Consider the following 25,542-nt stretch of genomic DNA (forward strand, 5'->3'; position numbering starts at 1 on the left):
GCGGCGTCCTGTCGCGAACTACACACCAACAACAGACGGACTGAACACATGGCATCGACATCGCCCATATTGCCCCGCTGGACGGTCGCAGCGCCCTTCATCGCGTGGATCGTGCTGGGCGCCGCCTACGCGCTGCCCGGCAACGGCCTGCTGACGGCCCTCGCCGCGCTCGCGCTGGCGGGCTCGGTGTTCGCGGGCGTGCATCACGCGGAAGTGGTCGCGCATCGCGTCGGCGAGCCGTTCGGCACGCTGGTGCTGGCCGTGGCCGTGACGGTGATCGAAGTAGCGCTGATCGTATCGGTGATGCTGTCGGCCGGGCCGGAAAAGGCGGGGCTGGCGCGCGACACCGTTTTCGCCGCCGTCATGATCGTATGCAACGGGATCGTCGGGATCTGCCTGCTGGTGGGCGGATTGCGCCATCGCGAGCAGGACTTCCAGATTCGCGGCGCGAGCGCGGCGCTGGCCGTGCTCGCGTCGCTGTCCGTGCTGTCGCTGGTGATGCCCAACTACACGAGCATCAAACTCGGCCCGGCGCTCAGCGATTCGCAGCTGGCGTTCGCGGGGGTGTCGTCGCTGGTGCTGTACGGCGTGTTCGTGTTTGTGCAGACCGTGCGTCACCGCGACTACTTTCTCACCGAAGCCCATGCCGCCAACGAAGACGCGCACGCCGCCCCGCCCAGTTCGCGCGTCGCGCTGACGAGCGGCGTGTTACTGGTGGTGAGTCTCGTCGCCGTCGTGCTGCTAGCCAAGGTGCTATCGCCCGTCGTCGAGCGCGCGGTGCTCGAAGCGGGCGCGCCAGAAGCCGTGGTCGGTATCGTGATCGCGGCGCTCGTGCTGCTGCCCGAAGGCCTCGCCGCCGTGCGCGCGGCACGCGCCGACCGTCTGCAGACCAGCCTCAACCTCGCGCTCGGCTCGGCGCTCGCGAGCATCGGCTTGACCATCCCCACGGTCGCGCTGGTGTTCATCTGGACGGGCCGCCCGCTGGTGCTCGGCATCGACGGTAAGGACACGGTGCTGCTCATCCTGACGCTTCTGATCAGCACGCTGACGCTCGGCACCGGGCGCACGACGATCCTGCAAGGCGCCGTGCACCTGTCGCTGTTCGCCGCGTATCTGTTTCTCTCGTTCGCGCCCTGAGCGCCGCTCACTGCGCCCAGTGCCGGTCGATCCAGTCGCGAAACAGATTGACCTTCTGCTGATGCGCGACGCTGTCCGGGTACACGAAGTAGTAGCGCGCGCCCGTCGTGAGCACGGTGTCGAACGGCCGCACGAGCCGTTGCGCGGCCACGTCCTCGTCGATCAGCGCGAGATCGCTGATCGCCACGCCGAAGCCTTGTAGCGCCGCGTTCGTGGCGAGGTCGAGCGTATCGAAGCTCGGACCGTGGTTCGCGTCGACATCGCGTGCATCCACGTATTCGAGCCACATTTTCCAGTCGCGATGATCGCGCGTCGGGTGCAGCAGCGTGTGGCGCGAGAGATCGGCGGCCTTGCCAAGCGGCTTGTCGTGCAGCAACTGGGGCGCGCAGACGGGCGTGAGGCGCTCCTCGAAGAGCGGCACCGCCTGCACGTCCGCGCCCGCTGACGTGCCGTAGACGATCGCGGCATCGAACGGCTCGACCTGGAAGTCGACGTCGTGCTGCCAGGTCGTCGTGATCTGCACGTGCAGGTCCGGATACTCGGCCTGGAACTGCATGATTTTGGGCAGTATCCAGCGCATCACGCAGGTCGGCACTTTGAGCGCGAGATCGGTGCGCTGGCGCGTGAGGCGCAGCGAAATCTCTTCGATGCGCGCAAAGCTCTCCTTGACGGCGGGCAGCAACAGCTCGCCTTCCGCCGTCAGCGTCAGGCCTTTCGCGTGGCGCTTGAAGAGCGGGAACTGATAGTAGTCCTCGAGCGCGAGAATCTGCCGGCTCACGGCACCTTGGGTCAGGCACAGATGCTCCGCCGCGCGCGTGAAGCTGCGATGGCGCGCCACGGTCTCGAAGATCTGCAAAGCGTTCAGGGGCGGAAGTCGTCGCATGAGGGTGGATCGCATCAGGAAAATTCATCGCGCGTGCCGCCTGGTTGCGCGGTCACACGCGTGACAATCCCAAAGCATACGCGATCCAAAATTCCCCGGATCCTGCCGCCATGCGTTAGGCTCATGCGCGATCGTTGCCGGGAGAACCCTTACGGCATGAGCGTAATGCATGGCTTCCATGCGCAGATTTCGGTTGTTCCAGGTTTTTTGCATACCTAGAGTGGCTTTCACCATTGTCTCAACATTCAAAAAGGACGCACCGATGACCACCGCCGCTCTCCTTCGCCGCCGCTTCAGCCATGCGTTCGCCTCGCTCGCCTTCGCGGGCGCCGCGCTGTCGGCGTTCGCGCCGCTCGCGCATGCGGACGCGCTCGACACGATCACGAAGGCGGGCGTCGTGCGCGTCGGCGTGTTCATGGACTATCCGCCGTTCGGCTCGATTGGCCCGGACATGAAGCCGCAAGGCTATGACATCGACGTCGCGAACCTGATCGGCAAGTCGCTTGGCGTCAAGGTGGAGCTGGTGGCCGTGACGGGCGACAACCGCATGGCCTATCTCGCCGACCACAAGGCGGACATGCTGCTCTCCGTCGGCCAGACGCCCGAGCGCGAGAAGGTAATCGACTTCTCGCAGCCTTACGCGCCCTACTACCTCGCCGTGTTCGGACCGAAGTCGCTGAAGGTGAAGGACGCGAACGATCTCGCGGGCAAGAGCATTTCGGTTGCGCGCGGCACGCTGGAGGACCTGAGCGTGACGAAGATCGCGCCACCGTCGGCGAACATCAAACGTTTCGACGATCCGAACGGCGCTATTTCTGCATTTCTTTCTGGTCAGGTACAGTTGATGGTCGTCGGTAACGATGTGGGCGCGACGATACTCGCGCGCCATCCCGCCAATGACCCGGAGCAGAAGTTCTCGCTGTTCAGTTCGCCCGACCACGTCGGCCTGAACAAGAACGAGCCGCGCCTCTTGAAGAAAGTCGACGAGACCATCGCACGTTCCCGCAAGGACGGCACGATGAACGCGATTTCGCAGAAGTGGCTGCGCGCGCCGCTGCCGGAAAACCTCTAAGTCTTTCTTTCGATCAGCCGATGTCACGATGAGCCGCATGCGATGAGTTATACGTTCGATTTCAGCAGTTTCGACATGTATGCGGGGATGCTCGTGAGTGGCGTCGGCGTGACGCTCGGGCTGACGGCAGTATCGACGGTGCTGGGTGGGCTGGTCGGCATTGGTGGCGCGGTGGTGGCCTCGTCCGGGCCGAAATGGGCACGCGGGCTGATCGCGGCGTATGTCGAGGTGATCCGCAACACGCCGTTTCTGGTGCAGTTGTTCTTCGTGTTCTTCGGGCTGCCCAGCCTCGGCATTCATATCGACGAAATCCAGGCCGCCATATTCGCGATGACGGTCAACCTCGGTGCATACGCAATCGAAATCGTGCGCGCCGGCATTGACTCGATTCCGCGTGGACAGATTCAGGCGGCGCAGGCGCTTGGGCTTCAGCAACGGCAGGTGTTCCGACATGTCGTGTTGCCGCAAGCCGTGGCCAATGTGTTTCCGGCGTTGTTGAGCCAGGTGTTGATCGTGATGCTTGGCTCGGCGGTCGTGTCGCAGATCTCGGTGCCCGATCTGACTTACGCGGCGAACTATATCCAGTCGCGCAACTTCCGTTCGTTCGAGGCGTACTTGATTATTACCGCGACGTATCTGGTGCTGTCGGTCGTGTTGCGGCAAGTGCTGAACCGGCTCGGCAAGGGCCTTTTCGCGGGACGTGCAGCGCGGTCTTCTGATGCTCCGCGCGGGTTGTTGCGCACGCTCTTCGCCATTCGCGGCGCACGCACCGCATCGACGACGGAGCGCTCGTCATGATCGAATTTACGCTTTGGGATATTGCGCGCAATCTGCTGCTCGCGGCGCGGTGGACGGTGTTGTTGTCGTTGATTGCGTTTGTTGGGGGCGGGGTTGTTGGGTTGGTGTTGCTCGCCATGCGCGTGTCGCCTTTGCCCTGGCTCAGGCGTGTTGTCGTGCTTTATGTGGAGTTGTTTCAGGGCACGCCGTTGCTGATGCAGCTGTTTCTCGCGTTTTTTGGGTTGCCGTTGATGGGGGTTGATGTGTCGCCCTGGGTCGCGGCTACTGTTACTTTGACGCTTTATACGAGTGCGTATCTTGCGGATATCTGGCGTGGCTGTGTCGAAGCGGTGCCTCGTGGGCAGTGGGCCGCAGGCGCGAGTCTCGGGATGACGTTTTCTCAGCAGTTGCGGTTTATTGTCTGGCCGCAGGCCTTGAAGATTGCTGTTGCGCCGACTGTTGGGTTTCTTGTGCAGGTTGTTAAGAGCACGGCTCTGACTTCTATTATCGGGTTCACCGAGTTGACCAAGACCGGGACCATGATTACTAATGCAGCGTTCAGGCCGTTTCCCATTTATGGCATGGTCGCACTGCTGTACTTTGCGATGTGTTTTCCACTTACGTGGTATGCGCGGGTTTTGGAGCGGCGGCAGAAGATCGCGCAGCAGCGTTAGTGGTTTTTGTCTGCGACGCTGGGTGGTCGGTTTGTCTTTGTGCTGGCATCCGTGTTATGCCTTCGCGGCGCGATCGGTTTGGTTGTTCTAGCCTTTGCGCTGGCATCCGCGCTTTGCCTTCGCGCTTCAAGCGTCGCCCCTGTGCGGGGCGGCACCTACTTTTCTTTGCCGCCGCAAAGAAAAGTAGGCAAAAGAAAGCGGCTAACACCGCTAATCTTTCTTCTTGCCTGAGGGCCCCCAACCGGTCTTACGCTTCACACGGCAATCACGTGACCCATGTTCGTTGCCAACGCTCTTGCGGTGCGCCTCACCCGCTTCTCGCACCCGCGCCTCACCATGCCGTGCCAGATATTCCACGGCCGCCCAGGTGGCAAACTGTGTGTAGGCCGTAGCACTGCACACGCCTCACTTCGGACCCGATAGCGCGCGCATACCTCCATGTAAGAGCGCCAAGCTATACCACGCGACAACCTACACACAGTTTGCCACCTGGGCGGCACATACCATTCGCTGACGCCTGCCCGAGTACGGGTATCCGAAGCGGGTGAGGCGTTCATTCGAAGCGTTGGCAACGTACGCAAACAAAGACGCCGCCGTGTGAAGCGTAAGACCGTTTGGGGGCCCTCAGGCAAATACAAGAATTAGCGGTGTGAGCCGCTTTCTTTTGCCTACTTTTCTTTGCGGCGGCAAAGAAAAGTAGGTGCCGCCCCGCACAGGGGCGACGCTTGAAGCACGAAGGCAACACTCGGATGCCAGCGCAAAGGCAAACCGACCGAACGGCAACGCATAAGCCACGAAGGCACAACGCGGATGCCAGCGCAAAGACAAACCGACCACCCAGCGTCCGCCGACAAAAAAACCTTACTGCGTAGCCTTCCTAACCTTAGCCACATCCCCCGCGCCAACACCTGGCGCCCCATTATTCCATCCAGCCCGAATAAAAGTAAGCACCTCAGCGATCTGCTGATCATTCAGCACAGGCCCGTACTTGGGCATAGGATAAGCAGCAGGAACGCCACCAATCACAAGATCGCCAGTGCCATTAAGCGTGACATTGATCAACGAAGAAGCATTCTTCTCGAGCACATTAGGATTCCCCGCCAGCGGCGCCAGCATAGGCGCAAACCCACGCCCATCCACCCCATGACAATGCATGCAGAACGCCGTATAAACCCGTGCACCGGCATCATTAGCAGGCCGCGTCAGCGACACCTTAGTCGCCTTCGCGTCATACGCATAAGCCGGCCCGCCTGAGCCGCCCGCCGCCGGCAACGACTTCAGATATCGCGACATCGCAGCAACATCGACATCCGTCAGCGCCTGCGTGCTGTTGTTGATGACATCCGTCATCGAACCAAACGCCGACGCATGCTGATTCGCGCCCGTCTTCAAAAACTGCGCAACGTCCGCCTCGGACCAGCGGCCCAGACCAACGTTGTGCTCACCCGTCAGATTCGACGCGAACCAGTTGTCGATCGGGCTGCCCGACAGATACAGAGCACCACTTTCATCGAGTGCCTGCTCCTGGAACGCAATGCCACGCGGCGTATGACACGAGCCGCAGTGCCCAAGCCCCTGAATCAGATACGCACCGCGATTCCACGCGACGTCCTTACCCGTCTTGTCCTGGTACACGCCTTTCTCCAGAAAGACCATGTTCCAGAACTTCAGCGGCCAGCGCATGTTCAATGGCCACTTGATGTCCGGCTCGCGGTTTGCCTGCTTTATGGGCGCCACGCCATGCATGAAATACGTGTAAAGCGCGTGCATGTCGTCGTCGTTGACCTTCGCGTACGACGGATACGGCATCGCCGGATACAGGTTGTGGCCATCCTTCGCGATGCCCTCGCGCATCGCGCGCTTGAAGTCGTCCTCGCTGTACTGGCCAATGCCCGTCTCCGGATCAGGCGTAATGTTGGTCGAGTAGATCACGCCCATCGGCGTCATCATTTTCAGACCGCCAGTGAATGGCTTGCCGTGCGGCGTAGAGTGACACGCAATACAGTCGCCCGCCTTCGCCAGATATTCTCCACGTGTGACGAGCGCATCGTCGGCCGCGTGAGACAACGTGGGGAGCGCGAATGAAGCGGTAACGGCAGCAGCCAGCGCCAATGCCTTCAATGTCGTTTTCATCGCCGGCCCCTTATGCGTTCATCAACTGGTTGCCGACAGGCAGCTGCCGCAACCGCTTGCCCGTCGCCGCATAGATCGCGTTGGCGATCGCGGGCTGCGCCGCAGCCGTTCCCGGCTCGCCGATACCGCCCGGCGCCTCGCTGCTCTTCACGATATGCACGTCGATGGTCGGCGTTTCGTTGATGCGCAGAATCCGGTAATCAGTGAAGTTGTTCTGCTGCACGCGGCCGCGATCAATCGTGATCTCGCTGTACAGCGCTGCCGTGATCGCGAAGATAATGCCGCCCTGGATCTGCGCTTCCACCGTGTTCGGGTTGACCACCATCCCGCAATCGACGGCGCACACCACGCGATTCACCCTCACCTCGCCCTGATCGACAGTGACGTCGGCCACCATCGAAAAGAAACTGCCGAACGCATGCATCACCGACACCCCGCGGCCCTGCCCCTTCGGCAACGTGCTGCCCCAGCCCGCCGCCTGCGTCGCTACGTTCAGCACGTTCAACGCGCGCGGCGATTTGCCGAGCAAGTCGCGCCGATACTTGACGGGATCGGTCTTCGTCTGCGCCGCGAGTTCGTCGATAAAGCTCTCGACGACGAACGTGCCGCGCGTCGGACCCACGCCGCGCCAGAACGCAGTCGGTATCGCGCGCGGCTCCTGGCGCACGTAATCGATGAGCTGATTCGGCAGGTCGTATGGCAGATCGGCAGCCACTTCGACGGCATCGGGATCGACCCCGTTCTTCACGGCAGGCGGCGCAAAACGCGACAGAATCGATGAGCCGACAATGCGATGCTGCCACGCAACCGGTTTGCCGTTCGCGTCGAGCCCTGCCGAAATCTTGTCGTAGTAGTACGGGCGATACATGTCGTGCTGGATGTCTTCCTCGCGCGTCCACGTCACCTTCACGGGCACGTTCAGCTGCTTTGCCACTTTCACAGCCTGCGTGACCATGTCGAATTCGAGCCTGCGTCCGAAGCCGCCGCCGAGCAGAAAGTTGTGAACGACGATCTTGTCCGGCGGCAGCCCCGTCACCGTCGCGCCCGCATCGCGCGCCCGCGTCGGCACCTGCGTGCCGACCCAGATCTCGCAGCTATCGGGCTTCACGTGCACCGTGCAGTTGACCGGCTCCATCGTTGCGTGCGCGAGGAACGGCTGCTGATAAACGGCATCGACGCGTGTCTTCGCCTGCGAGAACGCGTTGTTCACATCGCCGTCCTTGCGCGCGACCGCACCGTTGTTCTGCGACGCCTTCTCCATGTCGTCGACGATCGTCTTCATCGACACGGTTGCGCCCGCGCCTTCGTTCCATGTGATCTTCAACGCCGACGCGCCGCGTTTCGCCGCCCACGTGTGATCGCCGATCACGGCAACGCCGTTGTCGATCTTCACGATCTGCCGCACGCCGGGAATCTTCTTCGCAGCCGTATCGTCGACGCTCGCGAGCGTCCCGCCGAATACCGGGCAATTGACGATGGCCGCGTAGACCATGTCGGGCAAACGCACGTCGAGGCCGAAGATCGCGCTGCCGTCCACTTTCTCCGGCGAATCGAGACGCTTCGCCGGCGTGCCGATCAGCTTGAAGTCTTTCGGATCCTTCAGCGACACGTTCTGCGGCACGGGCAGCTTCGCGGCGGCATCGACGAGTTGGCCGTAGGCGATGCTGCGCTTCGTGTCTGCATGAATCACCTGGCCGTTCTCGGCATGGCACGACGCCGGGTCCACCTGCCACTGCTGCGCGGCCGCGTTGATCAGCAGCACACGCGTGGTCGCGCCCGCGCGCCGCATCGGTTCCCACGCATAGCGGATCGACGTCGAGCCGCCCGTCAGCTGGCCGCCGAGCAGCGGGTCCGTGAAGCGCGTTTCGTCGGGCGGCGCATGGTCGATCGTTACGCTGTCGAGCGGCACTTCGAGTTCTTCCGCGATCAGCATCGGGATCGACGTGTACACGCCTTGCCCCATCTCGACCTTCGGGATGATCAGCGTGACCTTGCCTGCCGTGTCGATCTGCACGAAAGCGTTCGGCGCGAGCACGCCGCTTTGCGGTGTCTCGACACCATCGCCGCCGATCACGGACTTGCGCACATCGCCCTGGCTTTGCGCAGGCATGCTAAAGCCGAGCATCAGGCCGCCGCCCGCCATCGCAGCGACACTCGCACTGAATTTCAAAAACGCACGGCGTGTGACTCGCGCGGCATCATCGTCGCGCGGCTTGCCGTTTTGTGCATCGAGCAATCCTTGCGACATGTCACGCCTCCTTCGCTGCCTGCTTCACAGCAGCGCGGATGCGGTTGTACGTGCCGCAGCGGCAGATATTGCCCGCCATCGCCGCGTCGATGTCGGCGTCGCTCGGGTTCGGGTTCTGCGCGAGCAGCGAAGCCGCCTGCATCACCTGTCCGGACTGACAGTAGCCGCATTGCACGACGTCGAGGTGCCGCCATGCCGCCTGCACTTTCTTGCCCGCGGGCGTGTCGCCGACGGCTTCGATCGTCGTGATCTTCTTGTCACCGACGGCCGCGATTGGCAGCACGCACGAGCGCACGGCCACGCCATCCAGATGCACGGTGCAGGCGCCGCATTGCGCGATGCCGCAGCCGAACTTCGTTCCCGTGAGACCGACGATATCGCGCAGCGCCCAGAGCACGGGCATGTCGGGCGGCGCGTCGATGGTATGAGACTGGCCGTTGATGTTCAGCGTTGCCATGAGCGTATCCGTAAGTGGGGGTTTTTGTTTATCCGCCGACGCCCAACAAAATCCGGTCGACAACCGCGCTTTGTTAGACGTGGCGTGCTAATCACGCGGGGCCGGCGAGTGCATACGCATTGCGTCGATTCGTTGCGCATGCACGTTCGGGGATCGGCTCGACTGATTGTAGAAGGACGTTAAAAAACGTGCGTGCGAAGTGCCTGCGGCGGTCCGGGACAATCGCGGGCCGCGCAGGTGTGCTTGCTGAAAGGAGAGGAAGGAAGCAACGCGGTCACCGCGTTGCTTCTTCAGAGAACGCGCTCAGTCGTTCACAGGAAGGTACGACGACCGGACGGGCGACGGCGGGAACATGCTCAGGCCCGTCTGCTTCGTAAATGCATATCGCACGTAGACGGCCGCGACGAACTCGCGGTACTGATAGGCGTTGCCGAACGACGCCGCCGCGCCCACGGCAAGTTGCGGCGCGAGCTGGTATTCGCCAACCGCATCGATCGAGTACGACACACCCGTCTTGCTTTGGCCTGGATAGACGGCGTCCGGATCGACAACCGTCGAACCCGCTGCCGCGTTCGCAACCCGGGCGGCGTTGGCTGCCGCGCTCTGATAGGTGCTGTTCGTCGGGAAGTAGTCGGACGCATCCTGACGATAGTGCTGCACGCCGATCGACGCTTTCAGATCATAGGTGAATGGACCGTTGCGGCCGGTGTACTCGATCGGCAGATTCAGAATCGCATATTGCTGCGGGCTGAAATACCCGCCCTGGCCGAACGTGAAGTACGAGAGGTTCTTGTCATAGTGCATCAGCGTCGCATTGACGCCGACCGTCAGCGTCTGGTCCGCGTCTTTCACGAGCCGCGTATAGACGCCGCCACCGCCTTTCACGGCATTGTTCGACGCGACGTTACGGCCCGCCAGATAGTCCCATGACGCATTCGCGTAAAGGCCATTCGTGCCATCGTCCCAGCCGACGTCGCCACGCAACCCGTTCGACGTCACGCCACCCCATTCGAGGTCCATCGCCGTATCGTGCGCGCCCGCGTAGGACACGAGACTGTCGGTGACCGCGCGGCGCGCGCCCGTCAATTTATACGACACCTTGTCGGCGATGTTGCCGCGATACTGCAGTCCACCCACGATGTTCTGCTCGCGGAAACCCCACGGGGTCGCCCCGATATCCGCCTTCAGTCCGCGCCACTCATAGCCGACATCCGCGCCGACGCCACTCGCCGTCTGCGAACCGGGCAGCACCGTGCTGGTGCCGAAAGCCTGAGACGAACCGAAACGCGACAGCGTGTTCACGCTGTTGCTCGGCGTGCCCGCATCGAGGCTGACGGGCGTGACCTCGATGGTCACGTGGCCGTCGCCCGCGCGGATGCGGCCTTGCAGCGGCGCTTCGATATCGGTCAGATTCGACAGGCCGTTTTCGCCGTCGCGATTGCGGAACTGGATGCCGCCACTCACCGTGCTGGTCTGCTCGCGGTTGATCTGCGCGAGTTCTTCCTCGACGGTCAGCGGCTGCGGCTGCGCCGGCTTCGGATATTGCCGGTTCTGCTCGTCCTGCATCTGCGTGTTGCGTGTTGGATAAGGCGCGGGCGGTTGCGGAACGTACGGCACGAGTCCGTAGCCCTGGTTCGTGTAGCCCTGCTGCGCATACGCCTGCTGCGGAGGTTGCGGCTGGTAAGGCTGCTGATACGCCTGCTGCTGCGGGTACGGCTGTTGCGCGTATGTGCGCTGCTGCGGATACGGCTGTTGTGGATAAGGTTGCTGCGGATAAGCCTGCTGCTGCGGATAAGGTTGCGCGTAACCCTGTTGCGGTGCGCCGCCCGGCGGATAGCCGCCCTGCTGCTGCGCATACGCCGCATTGTTGTTCGTCGTACGCGCGTTCTTCGTCGTCCGTTTCTTCGACGCCGGCTGCGCGTTCATTCCCTGTGTCGCCTGCGCCTGCGCGGCGGCCTGCGACTGAGGCGACATCGGCCACGGTGTGCTGATGTCAGCCGGTTGCGCGTACACCGGTTGCTGATATTGCTGCGGATAAGGCTGCTGGTACGTTTGCGCCGGCGGCGCATACGTGCCCTGCTGTGCATAGCCTTGCGCCGGATACGCCTGGCCCGGCGCAAGCCCGCCGCCCGATTGCGACGAACCGTATTGATCGGGGCCGTAGCCGTCTTCGTCCGGCGTTCCGTTGCCCGTCACTGCGGCTTGCGGCGCGAGCGTTTCCAGCGAGTTGATCTGCGAGGCCGGCTGCGGCTGCGGCGCGACGTACGGCGCATAAGGCGCGCTGACCGGCTGCGTCGGCGGAATATAGACAGGCATGGCTGGCATCGGAGGCGGTTGGGTCGTGAGACCGGTATTCTGCGTGGGGAACGGCACACTGTTCGACGCATCCGCCGACGCCGGGTTCGCAAAAGGATTCGTGCCAGGCAACGGAATCGGCCCTCTCGGGCGCAACGGCACATCCCAGCCGCTCGGCACGGACTGACCATTGGCGCCCGCCGCCGTCGCGCCAGGACGCGCAAGCGGCGCGTTCTGCGCAATGAGCGAGCGCTGGAAATACTGCGCGGCCAGACTGTTCTTGCCCTGCGCACGGTACATGCGCCCCATCGCGGCGAGCGCATCCGGATTGTTCGGCGCGATGCGCAACGCCTGCTTCAACGTCGATTCGGCGAAGTCGAACTTGCGGATCTGCGTCGCCGCGCCCGCCGCGTTGAGCAGCAGGCCCATGTCGGTCGGATTCTGCGCGAGCGCGAGGCGATACGTCGCGAGCGCATTCGCGTTGTCGTTATTCGCGGTGTACAGACGCGCGAGCGCCGCGAGAATATCGGGATCGTTCGGCCGCGCGGCAAGCCACGGCGACAGCACGTCGAACGCGCTCGCCAGGTCGTTCGCCTGACGCAGCGCATCCGTGCGCCGCACGACGATCGCCACGTTGATCTTCTCGAAGTCGCTGCGTTGCTGGCCCGTCAACTGCATCGATGCGAGCCGCCGCATCACCTCGCCCAGTTCGATGTCCTGGCCCGCGTTCAGCAGAATGCCCGCGTCGGTGAGCAGCAGCCCCGGATCGTTCGGCGCACGCGCGACGGCGCTGCGCACCATCATCAGCGCGCGCGGCGTGTCGCCCGTGTTCACATAGGCCGACGCGATCGCGCCGATCAGCTCGGCATTCGTGCCCGCAACGGGTTCCGCATTCTGCAGCAATCCGCGCGCCTGCGCGACGCGCCCGCTCTTCGCGAGCGCCACCGCTTCGTCGCACTGCTGATGAACCCACAGCCGATGCTGCAGCACCGCCATCGCATCGGTGCGTTTGTTGAGCGGGATGTGTTCGAGTTGCGACAGACCGTAGCGCCAGTCCTGCATGTCCGCCGCGAGCAGCGCGCTCGCATAGAACGCGTCGGGCATGTCCGGATGCAGCGCGATCAGGCCATCCATGATGCTTTTCGCATTGGCATACGCGCCCTGCTTCGCGTAGATGCGCGCGAGGTCGAGCCGCAGCCACGGATCGTCGGGATTGCTCAGCAGCGCGTCTTCAAACAGGCTGCGCGCATTGCCCAGATCGCCGCGCGCTTCGGCGGCACGCGCCTGCGCCGCTTGCGCTTCGCCGCGCAGACGGTCCGCGCCGCCCACTTTCTTGCGCTGCTCGTCCGTCAGCTGGTTCGCGAAGCTGAGCGCTTCGTCGCCGCGTCCCTGCGCGGCGAGCGCGCCGACGAGGCCACGTATCGCATCGGGATTGTCAGCCTGGCGGCGCAACGCCATCCGGAACGCCGCTTCCGCGCCGCGCGGGTCGCCGCTTTGCATCAGCAGATCGCCGAGCGCGGTTTGCGCCGTGACGTCGCCGGGACTCACGGCAATCGCTTTCTCGAACGACGCCTTCGCTTGCGCGAGATTGCCGTTGCTCTGCTCGCCGAGACCTTCGCTCGTGTACATCCAGTAGGTCGCGCTATTGAGCGCCTCGCGCCAGCGCGCCGCACCGCCCGCCTGCGATGCGCGCAGCAGATAATCGCGCGCCTGTGCAAACTGCTCTTGCTTGAGGAGCGCGACGCCCATGCCGCCGAGCGCGTCGCCGTCGTTCGGCGCACTGGCGAGCACCGACGTGAATCGCACCTTCGCCGTCACGAGATCGCCGCGATCCAGCGCTGCGAAGCCTTCAGCGATCGTGCGGCCGCGCGAGTCGGCGCCCGCGTTCTGTTGCGCGCGCTCGCTTGCGCGCCGGTCTTGTTCCGCAATCGAGTCGGCGCGTGCCTTGACGGCGGCATCATCGGGGACGACAGACAGATACGCCTGAAAGAGCGGCGCATCGGATGCGCGCACGCCAAGCCACAACAGCGCCTGGCGCCAGGCCGCCTTCGCCTGCGCGCCGACCACGGAATCCTTCGACAACTGCGCAAGCTGCTCGATGCCCTCGCGCCGATTCGCTTCGCGATACGTCAGATGCTGCGCATAGGCGAGCGCGAAGCGCGGATCGTCGGGATGCTCGCGCGCCAGCTGCTCCAGCCCGCGACGTGCCTCTTCCCAACCTTGCGGCGACGAACCGAGCGTCTGGTAGTACTCCAGCGCGAGCTGCGGATTGGTCGGCTTCGAGCCGAGCGCCTGCCGGTAAGCCTGCGCCGCCGACGCCTGCTGCCCGGCCTGCGCGAGACGCCGCGCGTCGTTGACGGCCTGATCGGTCGGGCTCGACTGACCGAGACGCCGTGCGAGTTCGTCGATGTTCGGATAGTTCGGCGCGGCCTGGCGCAAGCGCGCGAGATACTGCTGCGCACCCGCGCCGTCCTTGCGGTCGGCCATCACGATGCCCATGCCGTACAGCGCGTCGGGCTGCTTCGGATCGATGCGCAACACCTTCAGCCATGCCTGCTCGGCGAGATCGCCGCGCTTGTGGGACTGCCAGTACTTGCCCTGATCGATCAGGACGCTCATCGGGTCGTTCGGCTGCGCCTGCGCGAATGCCGACGCCGCCGCGCCCGCGCCGAGCGTGAGTGCGACGCCGATCACGAGCGCGCGTTGGCGGATTGGCATGAGTTCTCCCAACGCGGCACGAGACGGCCGTTTTCATCGAAGCGGTAGCGGCCGTCTGCGGACCCTGTACCGAAGAGCATCAACACCTCGTCGTAATAGACAGGCTGGTTTTGAGTGGCCTGGCCTGCGCCTGGCGCGGGCGCGGGTGTCGGTGTGGCGAGCGAGGCCAGATGCGTTTGCGCGAGCCCCGCCGCGCGCGTGTCGCCGAGCGCGCGGAAATACGGCAGCAGCGCGCCCCAGAAACCGATCGGGCCTTCGCCGCTCGCGTTGCCCGTGGTCGTCGCGACCTTCTCGGGCGGCACGCCCGTTTGCGCGATCCGGTCGCGCATGCCGTGCAATGCGGCGAGCCACGGCTTCGCGAGTGGATCGGCGGGCGCAGTCAGGCCTGCCCACAGATAGACGCGAATCGCGTCGTAGCTGCCCACGTCGCCCTTTTGCGGATCGACGATGAATTGGCCATCGCGCTGCCCGTCACGATAAGCGGCCCAGTCCGGCGCGAAGCCCAGCGGCGCAGTCGTCTTGACGAGCTTGAACGCATTGTCCGCGACGCGCGCCCACGGCCCGTTCGGCGACTGCGCGGCGAGCGCGCGCAGTAGCGGCAACGGCAGATAGCTCGGATTCAGGCGCGTCGTGCCGCCGTTGCGGAAGCCTTGCGGACCGGGCAGCAGCATCGGACCGAGGCCGCGCAGATCGGCGACTTCCTGCTTCTCGATTTGCGTGACGAGCGCATACGCGAGCTTCGTGTACGCCGGCTCATGCCACAGACGGCCCGCCTCGAACAGATCGTAGGCAATCCACAGGTCCGAGTCCGCCGCCGAGTTCGGGTCGAGCACGCCATACGCGCCATCCGGCTTCTTGCCCCACTGCCACGAAGGCAGCTTCACGTCGTCGCCGTCGAAACGTCCCGCCGACAGATTCGCGCGCGTCCAGCGCAACACGCGCTCGAAGGTCGCGCGGTCGTTCGCGACGAGCGCGAAGAACATGCCGTAGGACTGGCCTTCCGACGTGGTCTGCTGCGTGGGCGTCGAGAAATCGACAACGCGTCCGTCCTGCTGCACGAAGCGCGACACGAACGCGCGATATGCGGACCAGTCGTCGCACGTCGCGGCTTGCACGTGGCCCGTCATGCCAACCATGACAACCGCGCACGCGAGCGCGGCGTGCCATGGGCGTGAGAGAAACGACGCCTGCATGTCAATCCTTCAGCCGGCGCGCAGCGACCGCGCGCAACAGCCGGTAGAACACAGCCGCGATGATCAGCGCCGCGATCAGCCCGGCGAGCAGCAACAGCAGCGGATGCACGGACAACGCCCAACGCATGTACTCGACGGGCGACAGGTGGCCGACGTAATACACGTCGCCGTTCGACACCACTTCGAGCGTTCTGCCGCGCACCACGGTCAAACCGCCCTGGATCGACTGGACGAGATCGGCGTCGAGCATCGCGTTGGTCAGATCAGTGTCCGACTGCCCGGGCGCCGAGATCAGCGCGACTACGCTACGGCCTTTTTCGAGCGGCGACTGGAAGCCGGTGATGATCGCGTCGCCCGACGAATTCACCAGCGACAAGTCCGCGCGCCCCGCCGTACGCACGCCGCCGCGATCGCCGTGCCACCAGTTGGCGATGCGGAACGACACGTTCGAGAACTGCATGCGGCGCGAGTCGTCGGCGGCGGAGAACGGCATGTCCTTTTCCCATGTCGTCAGCAACGGCTGCTGGCCGGGCGCGCCGATCAGGAGCAGGTCCTTGTCGGCGAGACGCTCCACGTCGGCAGCCGTCGCGACGGTCACGGCTGTGACGGGATACGCCGTCGACGCGCCCATGCGTCCCATCACCGTCAGATACAGGCTGTAGTCGCTCGGGTTCGCGTTCACGGGCAGGATCACGGCCGTCTGCGACAGGTCGGCGAGCTTCGTGAACGGCCAGCCGCTGTTTGCGAACGCGGCCAGATCGGGCAGCGCCATGTAGTGCGGGAACGATGACAGATCGATGGTCGAATCGGGATCGATCTCGCCGCGCACGTTGTCGAGCACCTGCCCCTGGCATTCGCCCGTCTTCGGCATGTCGTAATAGAAGTGGAAGCGCAACTGCGCCTGCGACGCGAGCAGATGCGGCGGAATGTAGATCTCTTTCGACGCGGGCGCCGTGTGGTCGGGCAGCATCCGGTTCAGATAGCGGCCGAGATCGAGCATCGACGACGACTGCGCGGGAATCCGCAGCGCCTGCACGAAGTTGTTGTTGACGCTGATGTTGAGCGTCGAACGGTCCGGCGCGGGGCGCACGGTGAATCGGTAGCGCAGGTCGATGGGTACGCCCTTGGTGCGCCACGTGAACAGATCGGGCGCGACGCGCAGATCCACGCGCACGACGTCGCCGTTATAGCCTCGCACGGACAGATCCTTCGGCACGGCCAGTTCGCCGAAGCGCACCGGGCGATCGGTCGGCAGCCAGCCTGGCGCGTCATACGGCTGACGCGCGCGCGGGGCGTCGACGTGCGTGATGGTCTGCACGGTACCCGACAGTGCCGCCTCGCCGAGCGACAGCGCGTTCGCCGCAATCTTCAGCTCGCGCGCGTCGCGGCCCAGCACGAGCAGCAGCTTGCCGTGCGCGGGCGCTTCGCGATCCACGACCGCGAGCATTGGCCCGTTGATGGCGGGCAGCGTGACGCCCGCAGGCCGTTCGTCGTTGGTCGCGAACACGACGGCATTGCCCGACAGCGGCGCATTGTCGAGTTGCGCGGGAAACAGCGCGCCCCGATAGCCGGCCAGCGAGCCGAACCACGACGCGACCGCGCCCGCCGCTTCGAGCGCTTGCGGCGAAGGCTTGGCGGCGAACACGAACGGCAGTTCGAGGCGGCGGATGTCGCGCCGGTCGAAGAACGGCAGCGGCAGCGCGCCGAGATCAGGCTTGGCTGTAAGCGACGCGAACGTCAGATCGAGCGTGCTCGCGTTGCTAACGGTCGCCCATAGCGCGCTGCTCGCCGGGTCTTCACAGCCCTGCGTGTAATGGCCGATCAGCTGGACGTTCAGGTGATTGAACTCGGTGATCAGGCGCGGCTCGAGCGGAATATCGCGCGCGAGCAGCGTGCCCGCCTGCTCGCGCGGCAACGGCAGCGTCGCCGCGACTTCGCCGTTCACGAGCACTTTCAGGTGCGACAGGTTCGACAGCAGCGACGGCGAGTAGCTATAGATCAGATGCAGGTTCGAGCCCGTCACGACTTCATCGGCGCGCACCGAGAACGGCACGCCGTTCTGGCCGTCGACGCCGCGCAGTTGCAGCGGATCGAGCGCGCCCAGCTGCGCGAACGTGAAGGTCTGACGGCGTCCGCCCGACACGGCTGTGCCGTTGTCGGCCGTGGTCGGCATCGTGTCGCGGCCGCCGCGCACGACGGCAAAGGGTTGCGGCGCCGGCTCGGCGAACGCGGGCTGCTGCCCCGCGCGCGGATCGACGGGCTTCGCGGACGGCAGCGGCGGCAAGCCGTTGTTAGCGGGCGCGGACGGCACGAGCGGCGTCGTGCCGGGCGTCGTTCCCGGCTTCGCCGCGAGTTCGGCGCGCGTGGCGGGAATCGCGCCCGGTGAGGTGGAAGGCGCGGCATCGGATGCGGCCTGCACGGTCGGCAGCGTCATCGCAAACAGCAACGCGGCCAGCGTCGCGCGCAGCGGCAAGCGCAAGCCGTTGCGCGTCAGCGAACGCACGGTTCGACGCAAACCCGCCCGCTTCGTCGCTGAACGAGCGGCGTCGTATCGCAAGATCCCCATACGTTATTTTCCATTCTTCGTGTCGTTTGCTGCGGTCTTGCGTCTACCGCTCCATGTGCGCAGGTCGGCGTACAGATGTTCGAACAGCCCGCCGATGCCGCCCAGTCCAACGCGCATCACATGCGACAGGCTCCTGAGCGGCGTGTCGACTTCGCGCCCTTCCGCCCAGCCGGTCCATGCGTCGGCGCGGGCGAATGTGCTTTGCACGAAGTCGAGTTCCTGCTCGCGCGTCATCGGCGCGAACTTCAGGCCGACGCGGCCCGGCACCGAGTACGTGACGTCGGCGGGAAACACGAACTCTTCGTGGCCGCGAAACAGCGACACGACCACGCTTTCATGCAGCGGTACCTGGATGGCGGCAGGCAGTTGCAGCGCGACGCCGCCTTCCGCGTAATCGACTGTTTCGCACACGAGCGTGCGGCCCGTCGAGAAGCGCAGCGATGCCGGAATGCGCATCGCCACGCGATGCGTCGAGCGCACCTGGCGCTGCTCGCGCGCCGCCGCGACGCTCGCGCCGAGGATCAGCATGTTGTAGCCCGTCCACGCGAGGTTCAGCACGGTGGTCTGCACTTCGCTGTGCGAACTGGAATTCAGCGCGATATGCACGCAGCCGACGATAAATCCGAGCAGGTTCAGCGCCAGCAGAATCAGGTAAGGGCGCGAAATGCCCCAGTCGAAGTATTGCTCGTCGATGCGCCCGCCCTTCGCCGTCACGTTGAACTTGCCGAGCTTCGGGTTGATCAGCGCGAGCAGCGTCGGCGCTGTGATGTACGACGCGAGCACCGACTCATAGACTTCGGACCAGAACGAATGGCGGAACTTCTGCTGCATCCGCGAGTTCGTGATGTTCGCGTGGAACATGTGCGGCAGCGCGAAGATCGCGATCGTGCCCGCCGCCGCCTGGATGATGTGCGCGTTGAAGAACAAAAACGATAGCGGCGCGGTGAGGAACACGAGACGCGGGATGCCGTAGAAGAAGTGCATCATCGCGTTCAGATAGCACAGCCGCTGGCCGAACGACAGGCCGCGCCCCGTGAGCGGATTGTCGATGCGGAAAATCTGCGTCATGCCGCGCGCCCATCGGATGCGCTGGCCGATGTGGCCGCCGAGGCTTTCCGTCGCCAGACCCGCTGCCTGCGGTATCGACAGATACGCGGTCGTGTAGCCGCGGCGGTGCAGCTTGAGCGCTGTATGCGCGTCTTCCGTGACGGTCTCGACGGCGATGCCGCCGATCTCCTCGACCATCGTGCGGCGCAAGAGCGCGCACGAACCGCAGAAGAACGTCGCGTTCCACAGGTCGTTGCCGTCCTGCACGAGACCGTAGAACAGTTCGCCTTCGTTCGGCACCTTGCGGAACGTGCCGAGGTTTTTCTCGAACGGATCGGCGGAGAAGAAATGGTGCGGCGTCTGCAGCATCGACAGTTTCTTGTCGCGCAGGAACCAGCCTAAGCCCACTTGCAGGAACGAGCGTGTGGGGATGTGATCGCAGTCGAAGATCGCGAAGTATTCGCCGTCGGTGATCTTCAGTGCCTCGTTGATGTTGCCCGCCTTCGCGTGTCGGTTGTGCGAGCGGATCGTCCACGCGACGCCCACTTCCTCGCAGAAGCCCTTGAACTCGGGGCGGCGGCCATCGTCGAGCACATGAATGGACAGCTTGTCCTTCGGATAATCCAGCGCGATCGCCGCGTAGATGGTCGGCTTCACCACCGACAGCGGCTCGTTATAAGTGGGAATGAAAATATCGACGGTCGGCCAGGCGCTGCGGTCCAAAGGCAGCGGCATCGGCTTGCGCCTGAGCGGCCACGCGGTCTGGAAGTATCCGAGCATCAGCACGAGCGCCGCATACACTTCCGCCGATACCAGCAGCAGACCCCATACGGCGTCGAGCGGCCGTTCCCAGTATGTCGTCTCCGTCAAACGCCAGTACATATAGCGGCCCGTCGCGATCACCGACAGCATGATCATCACGAGCGTCGCATAGTGCCCTTGCGCGCGGCGAAACAGCAGCGCGCAGACGAAGCAGCAGATCGCAAAGGTGAGCTGCTCGCCGAACGCGAGCGGCACCGTGAACACGAAGAACAGCACCGCCAGCGCGAACAGTACGAGCAGGATCGTGACGGGCTTGCTGCCCAGAATGCGTCCGTCGATCAGATGCGACGCGAGGCGATCGAAACGCGAGCGGCGCGGCGCCGCGTTGTCGGCGGCGTCGAGAATGTCTTCGGGAGCGGTGCTCATGCGACGTTCCTCGGCAGCCTGGCCTGACCGTTCAGGCGCGTGCCCAGCCAGTCGCCGCATGCGCGCAGATCGGCGGCCGCCTGGCTGTGCGGATCGTAGTGGATCACGGTCGTGTCGTACGCAAGCGATTCGCTCACACCCTGATCGAGATGGATCACGCCGGGGAACAGATGGTCGTCGAGCGCATCGCGCAACACCTTGACGACGTCTTTTGTGAGGCTGCGGCTCTGGTCGACCTGGTTGATCACGTAGCCGTAGCCGATGAAGTCCTGACGCGGCAATGCGTAAGTCTGGATCAGCCGCTCCATCTGCGGAATCGCCGCATACGACGCCGCATCCGCGATCACGACGTTCAGCACGAAGTCCGCGGCGACCAGCGCGGCGCGCGTGTAGGCAGTCGCGCCGGGTGGCGTGTCGATCAGCACGATGTCGTCGGCATCGAGCGCGAGCGCGTCGAGCGATTCGCGGATCAGATACGGATCGGCGTCGAGCTGCGCTTCGAACACGCGCCTGTCGTCTTCGTTCAGTGCGCCATGCGGCAGCGCCGTAATGCTGTCGATGCCGTCGAACATCACCGTGCGCCACGATGCGCCCGCGAGCGTCGCGCGGGCGACGCCGTCGTAGCTGTCGATGGGAATGCCGAAGTGCAGACGCAGCGCGTTTTGCGGATCGAAGTCGACGGCGATCACGCGGCGTCCGTTCGAGCCCAGCACCGAGGCGAGATTCGCGGCGAGCGTCGTCTTGCCGACCCCGCCTTTAGCCGAAACAACCGAGACGACTCTCATGCGTCACCATCCGCCTTGAAGCGCGATCTGAAGGTGTCGCGCAGTGAACGGCCAGGCGCCGCCGATCCATGCGACAGGCGCGCGAAGAGCGATGACAGATCTTTCGACGGCGTGTTGGCGGGCGCCTCCGGCTGGGACATATTCGTGCCGCCGAACAGCCCCGAGAGGATCGAACCGCCCTGCTGCTGCACGGTCGCCGGCGGCTTGGCGCGCGCGGCTTCCACGGCGGGATTCTCAAATGGGGCACGAGCAAACGTTTGGCTTTGTGCAAAAAAAGGGGCGGCCTGAGCGGCTTGTACTTCGCGCTGCGGCGCGGCATCGCGCGACGCCGGCGATGCCGGGGGCGTTGAAGGCGCTGCGGCAACTGTCGATGCAGGCGGGACGGACGCGGGTGTTTGAGCAGCGGGCGCGGCCGACATGCTCGGCGCGTTGGCTGCGGCATTGGTGCGATCCGCAGCAGCCGCGACGTTGGGCGGCGCGCTGAAGCGATTCGCGCCCATTTGCGCGGGAGCGACGGGCGGCGGCATCGACGCGTGGCGATGACCGCGCGCGAAAAGCGGCGGGCGCGCCGGTCCAGTGGATTCGGATCCGGCGGGCGTGGCGACCGTGTCTGCCGGTTGCGCCGCAGGTGCGGGCGACGCCTGAGCTGCCGGCTCGACGCGCGCTGCCGGCGACGCGGGACGGCCCGCGTCCGGCACGGGGCCGACGTGCGCGATGTCGAGCGCGTTCAGCAATGGCCAGCGCAGCGCGGCATGCTTCGCGTCGTCGTCACGCGTCACCTCCTGATACTGCCCGGCGTCGCCACCGAAGCGCCGGAACAGATTACCGACGTCGTCTGAAACGCTCATGATGTTTCCTCTACTTGTCCTGCGCATCCCTGTACTGCGACAGCGTTAGCTGTCCGCCCACTGTTTCACTATCTGGTTAACTTCGTCGTTGGGGTCAAGTTTAGTCAGGGCGCCTTCAACAGTCTGAATTCGTATGTGTGTGCGTTGGCGCTTTGATATTCCTGTAGTGCCAGCGAGCCCGCGCCCAGTTCGTGCAGCCAGTGCTGATACGCGCCTTCGAGAAAAGCGGAAGCCCACGGTGCGGCCCGTTCGCCGAACGCGGCAAGCGGCGCGCAGCAATGCTCGATGGACAGATAGTCGTCCCGTTCGGCAAGGCGAACGAAACCCCAGTCGAGCCCGGACCAAATGCTGTTGAGAAACGCGGCGAGGTCGTCCAGCGTCGTGCACTCGCCCGCCGGGTGCTTTGCAGCAAAGCGCGCGCCGATGCGCGACATCAGCATGCGCAACTGTGACGTATCAATCTGCGTCTCGAACTCTTCGGCGAGTGCGGTCAGAAAGCCGCGCCATTGCACGGAAGTCTGATGTCGCGTGTAATAGTCGAGCAAGGTTGCCGTGTGTTCGTCTTGCATGTCCGAGAGGTTGATGACAGGTGCGTAGGGTTTGCCCGGAAGGCACTGCTTCCAGTATTCGGACATCGTCACGCAGACGGATTGCTATGTTCAGCGAATCGTCATAATGGGCGTCGCCAGCATAGCATCGTTCAGTTACCTATAAAAAAGCAACCGGCATGGTTTCTGATGTGGAAGGCAGACGACGAAACGATTATTTTGCGCTTGCTCTTTCGCTTCGGCTCTGGGCAGTTCATTGAAATGTTTCATTCGAAATGCGCATTTTCTTCCATCTCTTACATGCAAGCCAGCTTCACGTATCTTTCAATGCATTACTGCTCCTGGAGTCAAACGATGAAGATCAACGACGAGCGCGCCATTCAGTTTCTTGGCGAGATTCGCAAGCCACTACTCGTGCTGCACAAGGCGATACTCGATCACGAGCGCGCCTTGTATGAGAAGGAGTTTGGCCCCGTCACGCCTGCCGCGTTCCTGCAGGTGCTGATCAATGGATCGGGCTTTCGCTGGCTCAATCCGTTGTCGGTGATGATCGCGAATGTCGACGAGATTCTCGATGACGATGAAGCAACCAGCGCCGATCGTTTTGGCGCCGTTGAATCTGTTGTCGGTCTTTTTTCGGAAGATTTACCAGGCAATATTTTCCTGCCGCGTTATCGGCAAATATTGCAGAACAGTCCTGACATACTGCATGCGCACGGACAAATCGCGCCGATATTGAAATCGCTTGAGGCGAGTTGATTAATCGACTCGTTTGTTTCGCATTTGAGTCGATGTATGAGAAACGGAAACTGGCATGGGCTCCTGCATTGCCTCACCTTTGGATAGTCCGCTTCAAGTGCGATGAAACGCGGAATGCAGTATGCCTGAATGACTTCCGGCAGATTGCGGATTCGCAAAGGTGAGCATCTGCAGGAGCGCACATTGCGCTGCAGCGCACGCCTGGCGTTATCGACTCAAAAACGAACCACACTCGCACGAATGTCGAACGGAGTTGAACACGCATGACACACTGGACGCTCGATCAGCAGTTCACGTATCGCGATCAAACCGTTCGTTATCGGGTCTTCGGCAATGGGCCGCCCATCGTGCTGATACACGGCACGCCATTTTCATCATGGGTATGGCACCGGATCGCGCCGCATCTCGCACATGACCGCAAGGTTCATGTGTATGACCTGCTCGGCTATGGACAATCGGAGAAGCGCGAAGGCGAGGATGTGTCGCTCGGCGTGCAGAACGGCTTGCTTGCTGCGCTGCTCGAACATTGGGGACTCGATGCGCCCGATGTCGTTGCGCATGACTTTGGCGGTGCGACGGCATTGCGCGCGCATCTGATCGACGGTCGCGACTGCAGAAGCCTTACGCTGATCGATCCTGTCGCGGTCGCGCCGTGGGGCTCGCCGTTCGTGCGTCATGTGCGCGAGCATGCCGCGGCTTTTGCGGGGCTGCCCGCATATATCCATGAAGCCGTGGTCAACGCGTACATTCGCGGCGCGGTCGCAAGGACCATCACCGACGACGAGCTTGCGCCCTATGTCACGCCGTGGCTCGGCGATGTTGGACAACCGGCGTTCTATCGACAGATCGCGCAGATGGACCAGCGCTACACCGACGAGGTCGAAGCGCGCTATCCGCAGATACGCTGCCGCACGCAGATTCTGTGGGGCGAAGACGATCAGTGGATTCCCATCGAACGCGGGCGGTATCTTGCCAGCGTGATTCCGGACGCGCGTTTTCAGCCGGTGCAGAATGCCGGGCATCTGATGCAGGAAGACGCGCCGGAAGCGATCGTCGCCGCGGTGTTGCGGTGGGTAGACTGAGCGTCAGCCGGTTAAGCCGACGCGAGCCTTATCCGCGCTGATGCGGCAGGAACGGCATCGGATCGATCGGTTTGCCGTCGCGGCGCAGTTCGAACAGCACGGACACGCGCGAGTTGTTCTCGCTGCCCATCTCGGCGATCTGCTGACCCCTGCGCACGATATCGCCCGTCTTCACGAGCAGCTTGCGGTTATGCGCGTAGGCCGTCAGGAAATCCTTGTTGTGCTGGACGATGATCAGACTGCCGTACTCGTTCAGCCCCGTGCCGGCGTACATGACCTTGCCGTCGGCGGCCGCGCGGATCGGGTCGCCCGGCTTGCCGCCGATTTCGATGCCGCGCGTCTCGCCAGCCTGAAAGCCTTCGACGACATTGCCTTGCGCCGGCCAGATCAGCGACACGCCCTTCGCGTGGCGCGCCAGTTCGGCATTCACTTCGCGGGCGTCGGCGGCGCTCGGCGCGGGGGCGCCTGTTGCGGGCGCTGATGCCGTCGCGTTCGAAGTGCCGGTCGTGTTGCTGGCAGCACCGCTTGCCGTGCCACTCGATGCGCCCGACGTGCCGCTCACAGCCGCTGCGGCGCCATTTGCGTTCGGCGGCGTCGCGGCCTGCGCCGGAGCCGCTGGAGCGGCGACCATCTTCACCGCATCTGGCGACGATACCTTCAGCGCCTGCCCGATATGCAAGCGCGAGGACGTCTTCAGATGATTCCACGCGAGGACTTGCTTGACCGTGACGTTATGGCTGCGCGCGATGCGCGCCAGCGAATCGCCGCGACGCACCTTATAGACGACGGGCGGAACCGGCTGCGCGACCATCTGGGGCGCAGGCGCTGCGGGCGCCGGATCGGCTGCCGTTTGCGCGGCCGATGCCGCGTCGTTCTTGTTCGCGTCCTGCTCGCCGACATGCGCGCAGGCGCCCAACATCAAGGCGAGCGTGAAGCTCGCGAAACTGGCCCAGGTCCTGTCGAATCCATTCTTCGACATATGCTCTCCCGCATGATTCGTTCAAAGACCGGATGCGTGCGGCTCGCCCAATCAGCGGATGTCGAAAGACACCCGCGGGAGGCGCGCAGCATGCCGCCTCGTTGCGGCCTCAACCGTCCGGCGCGTTGCCGGGGCCAATCCGTCATCTCGCTC

18 protein-coding genes are annotated in these 25,542 nt (G+C 64.0%); 6 read left to right on the forward strand and 12 right to left on the reverse strand.

Annotation, left to right across the window (positions count from 1 at the left end):
- Positions 1 to 48 precede the first annotated feature (48 nt).
- Positions 49 to 1,137, forward strand: a complete 1,089-nt coding sequence (locus C2L64_RS26660; RefSeq protein ID WP_007579110.1) for a calcium:proton antiporter — start codon at positions 49 to 51, stop codon at positions 1,135 to 1,137.
- Between the two features lie 7 nt (positions 1,138 to 1,144).
- Here the strand turns inward: C2L64_RS26660 and C2L64_RS26665 are convergent, their stop codons facing one another.
- Complete coding sequence (locus tag C2L64_RS26665; protein WP_007579111.1) at positions 1,145 to 2,020, reverse strand: LysR substrate-binding domain-containing protein; 876 nt, start codon at positions 2,018 to 2,020, stop codon at positions 1,145 to 1,147.
- 262 nt (positions 2,021 to 2,282) lie between these two features.
- Between C2L64_RS26665 and C2L64_RS26670 the strand changes: the two genes are divergently transcribed.
- From C2L64_RS26670 to C2L64_RS26680, 3 genes are read left to right on the forward strand one after another with little or no spacing between them, the layout of a single operon-like run.
- Positions 2,283 to 3,092: a transporter substrate-binding domain-containing protein gene (locus C2L64_RS26670; protein WP_007579112.1), complete on the forward strand. Its 810-nt coding sequence runs from the start codon at positions 2,283 to 2,285 to the stop codon at positions 3,090 to 3,092.
- Between the two features lie 42 nt (positions 3,093 to 3,134).
- Positions 3,135 to 3,890 (forward strand): amino acid ABC transporter permease, encoded by a 756-nt coding sequence (locus C2L64_RS26675; RefSeq protein ID WP_007579113.1) that lies wholly within the window; start codon positions 3,135 to 3,137, stop codon positions 3,888 to 3,890.
- A complete protein-coding gene (locus C2L64_RS26680; RefSeq protein WP_007579114.1) occupies positions 3,887 to 4,543 on the forward strand; it encodes an amino acid ABC transporter permease in 657 nt (218 codons plus the stop codon). The genes C2L64_RS26675 and C2L64_RS26680 overlap by 4 nt, the downstream gene beginning before the upstream one ends.
- An 861-nt stretch (positions 4,544 to 5,404) precedes the next feature.
- Here C2L64_RS26680 and C2L64_RS26685 read toward each other — a convergent pair.
- From C2L64_RS26685 to bcsD, 10 genes are all read right to left on the reverse strand, one after another.
- A complete protein-coding gene (locus C2L64_RS26685; protein ID WP_007579115.1) occupies positions 5,405 to 6,676 on the reverse strand; it encodes a cytochrome c in 1,272 nt (423 codons plus the stop codon).
- 10 nt (positions 6,677 to 6,686) lie between these two features.
- On the reverse strand, positions 6,687 to 8,924 hold the full coding sequence (locus tag C2L64_RS26690) for a xanthine dehydrogenase family protein molybdopterin-binding subunit (RefSeq protein WP_007579116.1): 2,238 nt from the start codon (positions 8,922 to 8,924) through the stop codon (positions 6,687 to 6,689).
- A gap of 1 nt (position 8,925) precedes the next feature.
- Positions 8,926 to 9,381, reverse strand: a complete 456-nt coding sequence (locus tag C2L64_RS26695; RefSeq protein WP_007579117.1) for a (2Fe-2S)-binding protein — start codon at positions 9,379 to 9,381, stop codon at positions 8,926 to 8,928.
- A 303-nt stretch (positions 9,382 to 9,684) separates the two neighbouring features.
- Entirely contained in the window at positions 9,685 to 14,394 is a 4,710-nt protein-coding gene (locus C2L64_RS26700; protein ID WP_007579118.1) for a cellulose synthase subunit BcsC-related outer membrane protein, read from the reverse strand.
- Entirely contained in the window at positions 14,367 to 15,587 is a 1,221-nt protein-coding gene (gene bcsZ / locus C2L64_RS26705; protein WP_007579119.1) for a cellulose synthase complex periplasmic endoglucanase BcsZ, read from the reverse strand. Before bcsZ ends, C2L64_RS26700 begins: the two co-directional genes overlap by 28 nt.
- A gap of 1 nt (position 15,588) precedes the next feature.
- The gene (gene bcsB / locus C2L64_RS26710; RefSeq protein ID WP_007579120.1) at positions 15,589 to 18,153 is read right to left on the reverse strand and encodes a cellulose biosynthesis cyclic di-GMP-binding regulatory protein BcsB; all 2,565 of its coding nucleotides are present in this window, start codon (positions 18,151 to 18,153) and stop codon (positions 15,589 to 15,591) included.
- A 3-nt stretch (positions 18,154 to 18,156) separates the two neighbouring features.
- Complete coding sequence (gene bcsA, locus C2L64_RS26715) at positions 18,157 to 20,388, reverse strand: UDP-forming cellulose synthase catalytic subunit (RefSeq protein WP_007579121.1); 2,232 nt, start codon at positions 20,386 to 20,388, stop codon at positions 18,157 to 18,159.
- Positions 20,385 to 21,173: a cellulose biosynthesis protein BcsQ gene (bcsQ, locus tag C2L64_RS26720; RefSeq protein ID WP_007579122.1), complete on the reverse strand. Its 789-nt coding sequence runs from the start codon at positions 21,171 to 21,173 to the stop codon at positions 20,385 to 20,387. The genes bcsA and bcsQ overlap by 4 nt, the downstream gene beginning before the upstream one ends.
- Positions 21,170 to 22,021: a cellulose biosynthesis protein BcsP gene (bcsP, locus tag C2L64_RS26725; protein WP_007579123.1), complete on the reverse strand. Its 852-nt coding sequence runs from the start codon at positions 22,019 to 22,021 to the stop codon at positions 21,170 to 21,172. The genes bcsQ and bcsP overlap by 4 nt, the downstream gene beginning before the upstream one ends.
- Before the next feature lie 104 nt (positions 22,022 to 22,125).
- The gene (gene bcsD, locus C2L64_RS26730; RefSeq protein ID WP_007579124.1) at positions 22,126 to 22,656 is read right to left on the reverse strand and encodes a cellulose biosynthesis protein BcsD; all 531 of its coding nucleotides are present in this window, start codon (positions 22,654 to 22,656) and stop codon (positions 22,126 to 22,128) included.
- A gap of 267 nt (positions 22,657 to 22,923) precedes the next feature.
- Here bcsD and C2L64_RS26735 point away from each other — a divergent pair, with 267 nt between their 5' ends.
- Together C2L64_RS26735 and C2L64_RS26740 are read left to right on the forward strand one after the other, a co-directional pair.
- On the forward strand, positions 22,924 to 23,328 hold the full coding sequence (locus C2L64_RS26735; RefSeq protein WP_407671839.1) for a hypothetical protein: 405 nt from the start codon (positions 22,924 to 22,926) through the stop codon (positions 23,326 to 23,328).
- 263 nt (positions 23,329 to 23,591) lie between these two features.
- Positions 23,592 to 24,410: an alpha/beta fold hydrolase gene (locus C2L64_RS26740; RefSeq protein ID WP_090835721.1), complete on the forward strand. Its 819-nt coding sequence runs from the start codon at positions 23,592 to 23,594 to the stop codon at positions 24,408 to 24,410.
- A gap of 28 nt (positions 24,411 to 24,438) precedes the next feature.
- Here the strand turns inward: C2L64_RS26740 and C2L64_RS26745 are convergent, their stop codons facing one another.
- A complete protein-coding gene (locus tag C2L64_RS26745) occupies positions 24,439 to 25,389 on the reverse strand; it encodes a peptidoglycan DD-metalloendopeptidase family protein (protein WP_007579127.1) in 951 nt (316 codons plus the stop codon).
- Between the last annotated feature and the right edge of the window lie 153 nt (positions 25,390 to 25,542).

Origin of the sequence: Paraburkholderia hospita (assembly GCF_002902965.1) — a bacterium.
GTDB classification, from domain to species: domain Bacteria; phylum Pseudomonadota; class Gammaproteobacteria; order Burkholderiales; family Burkholderiaceae; genus Paraburkholderia; species Paraburkholderia hospita.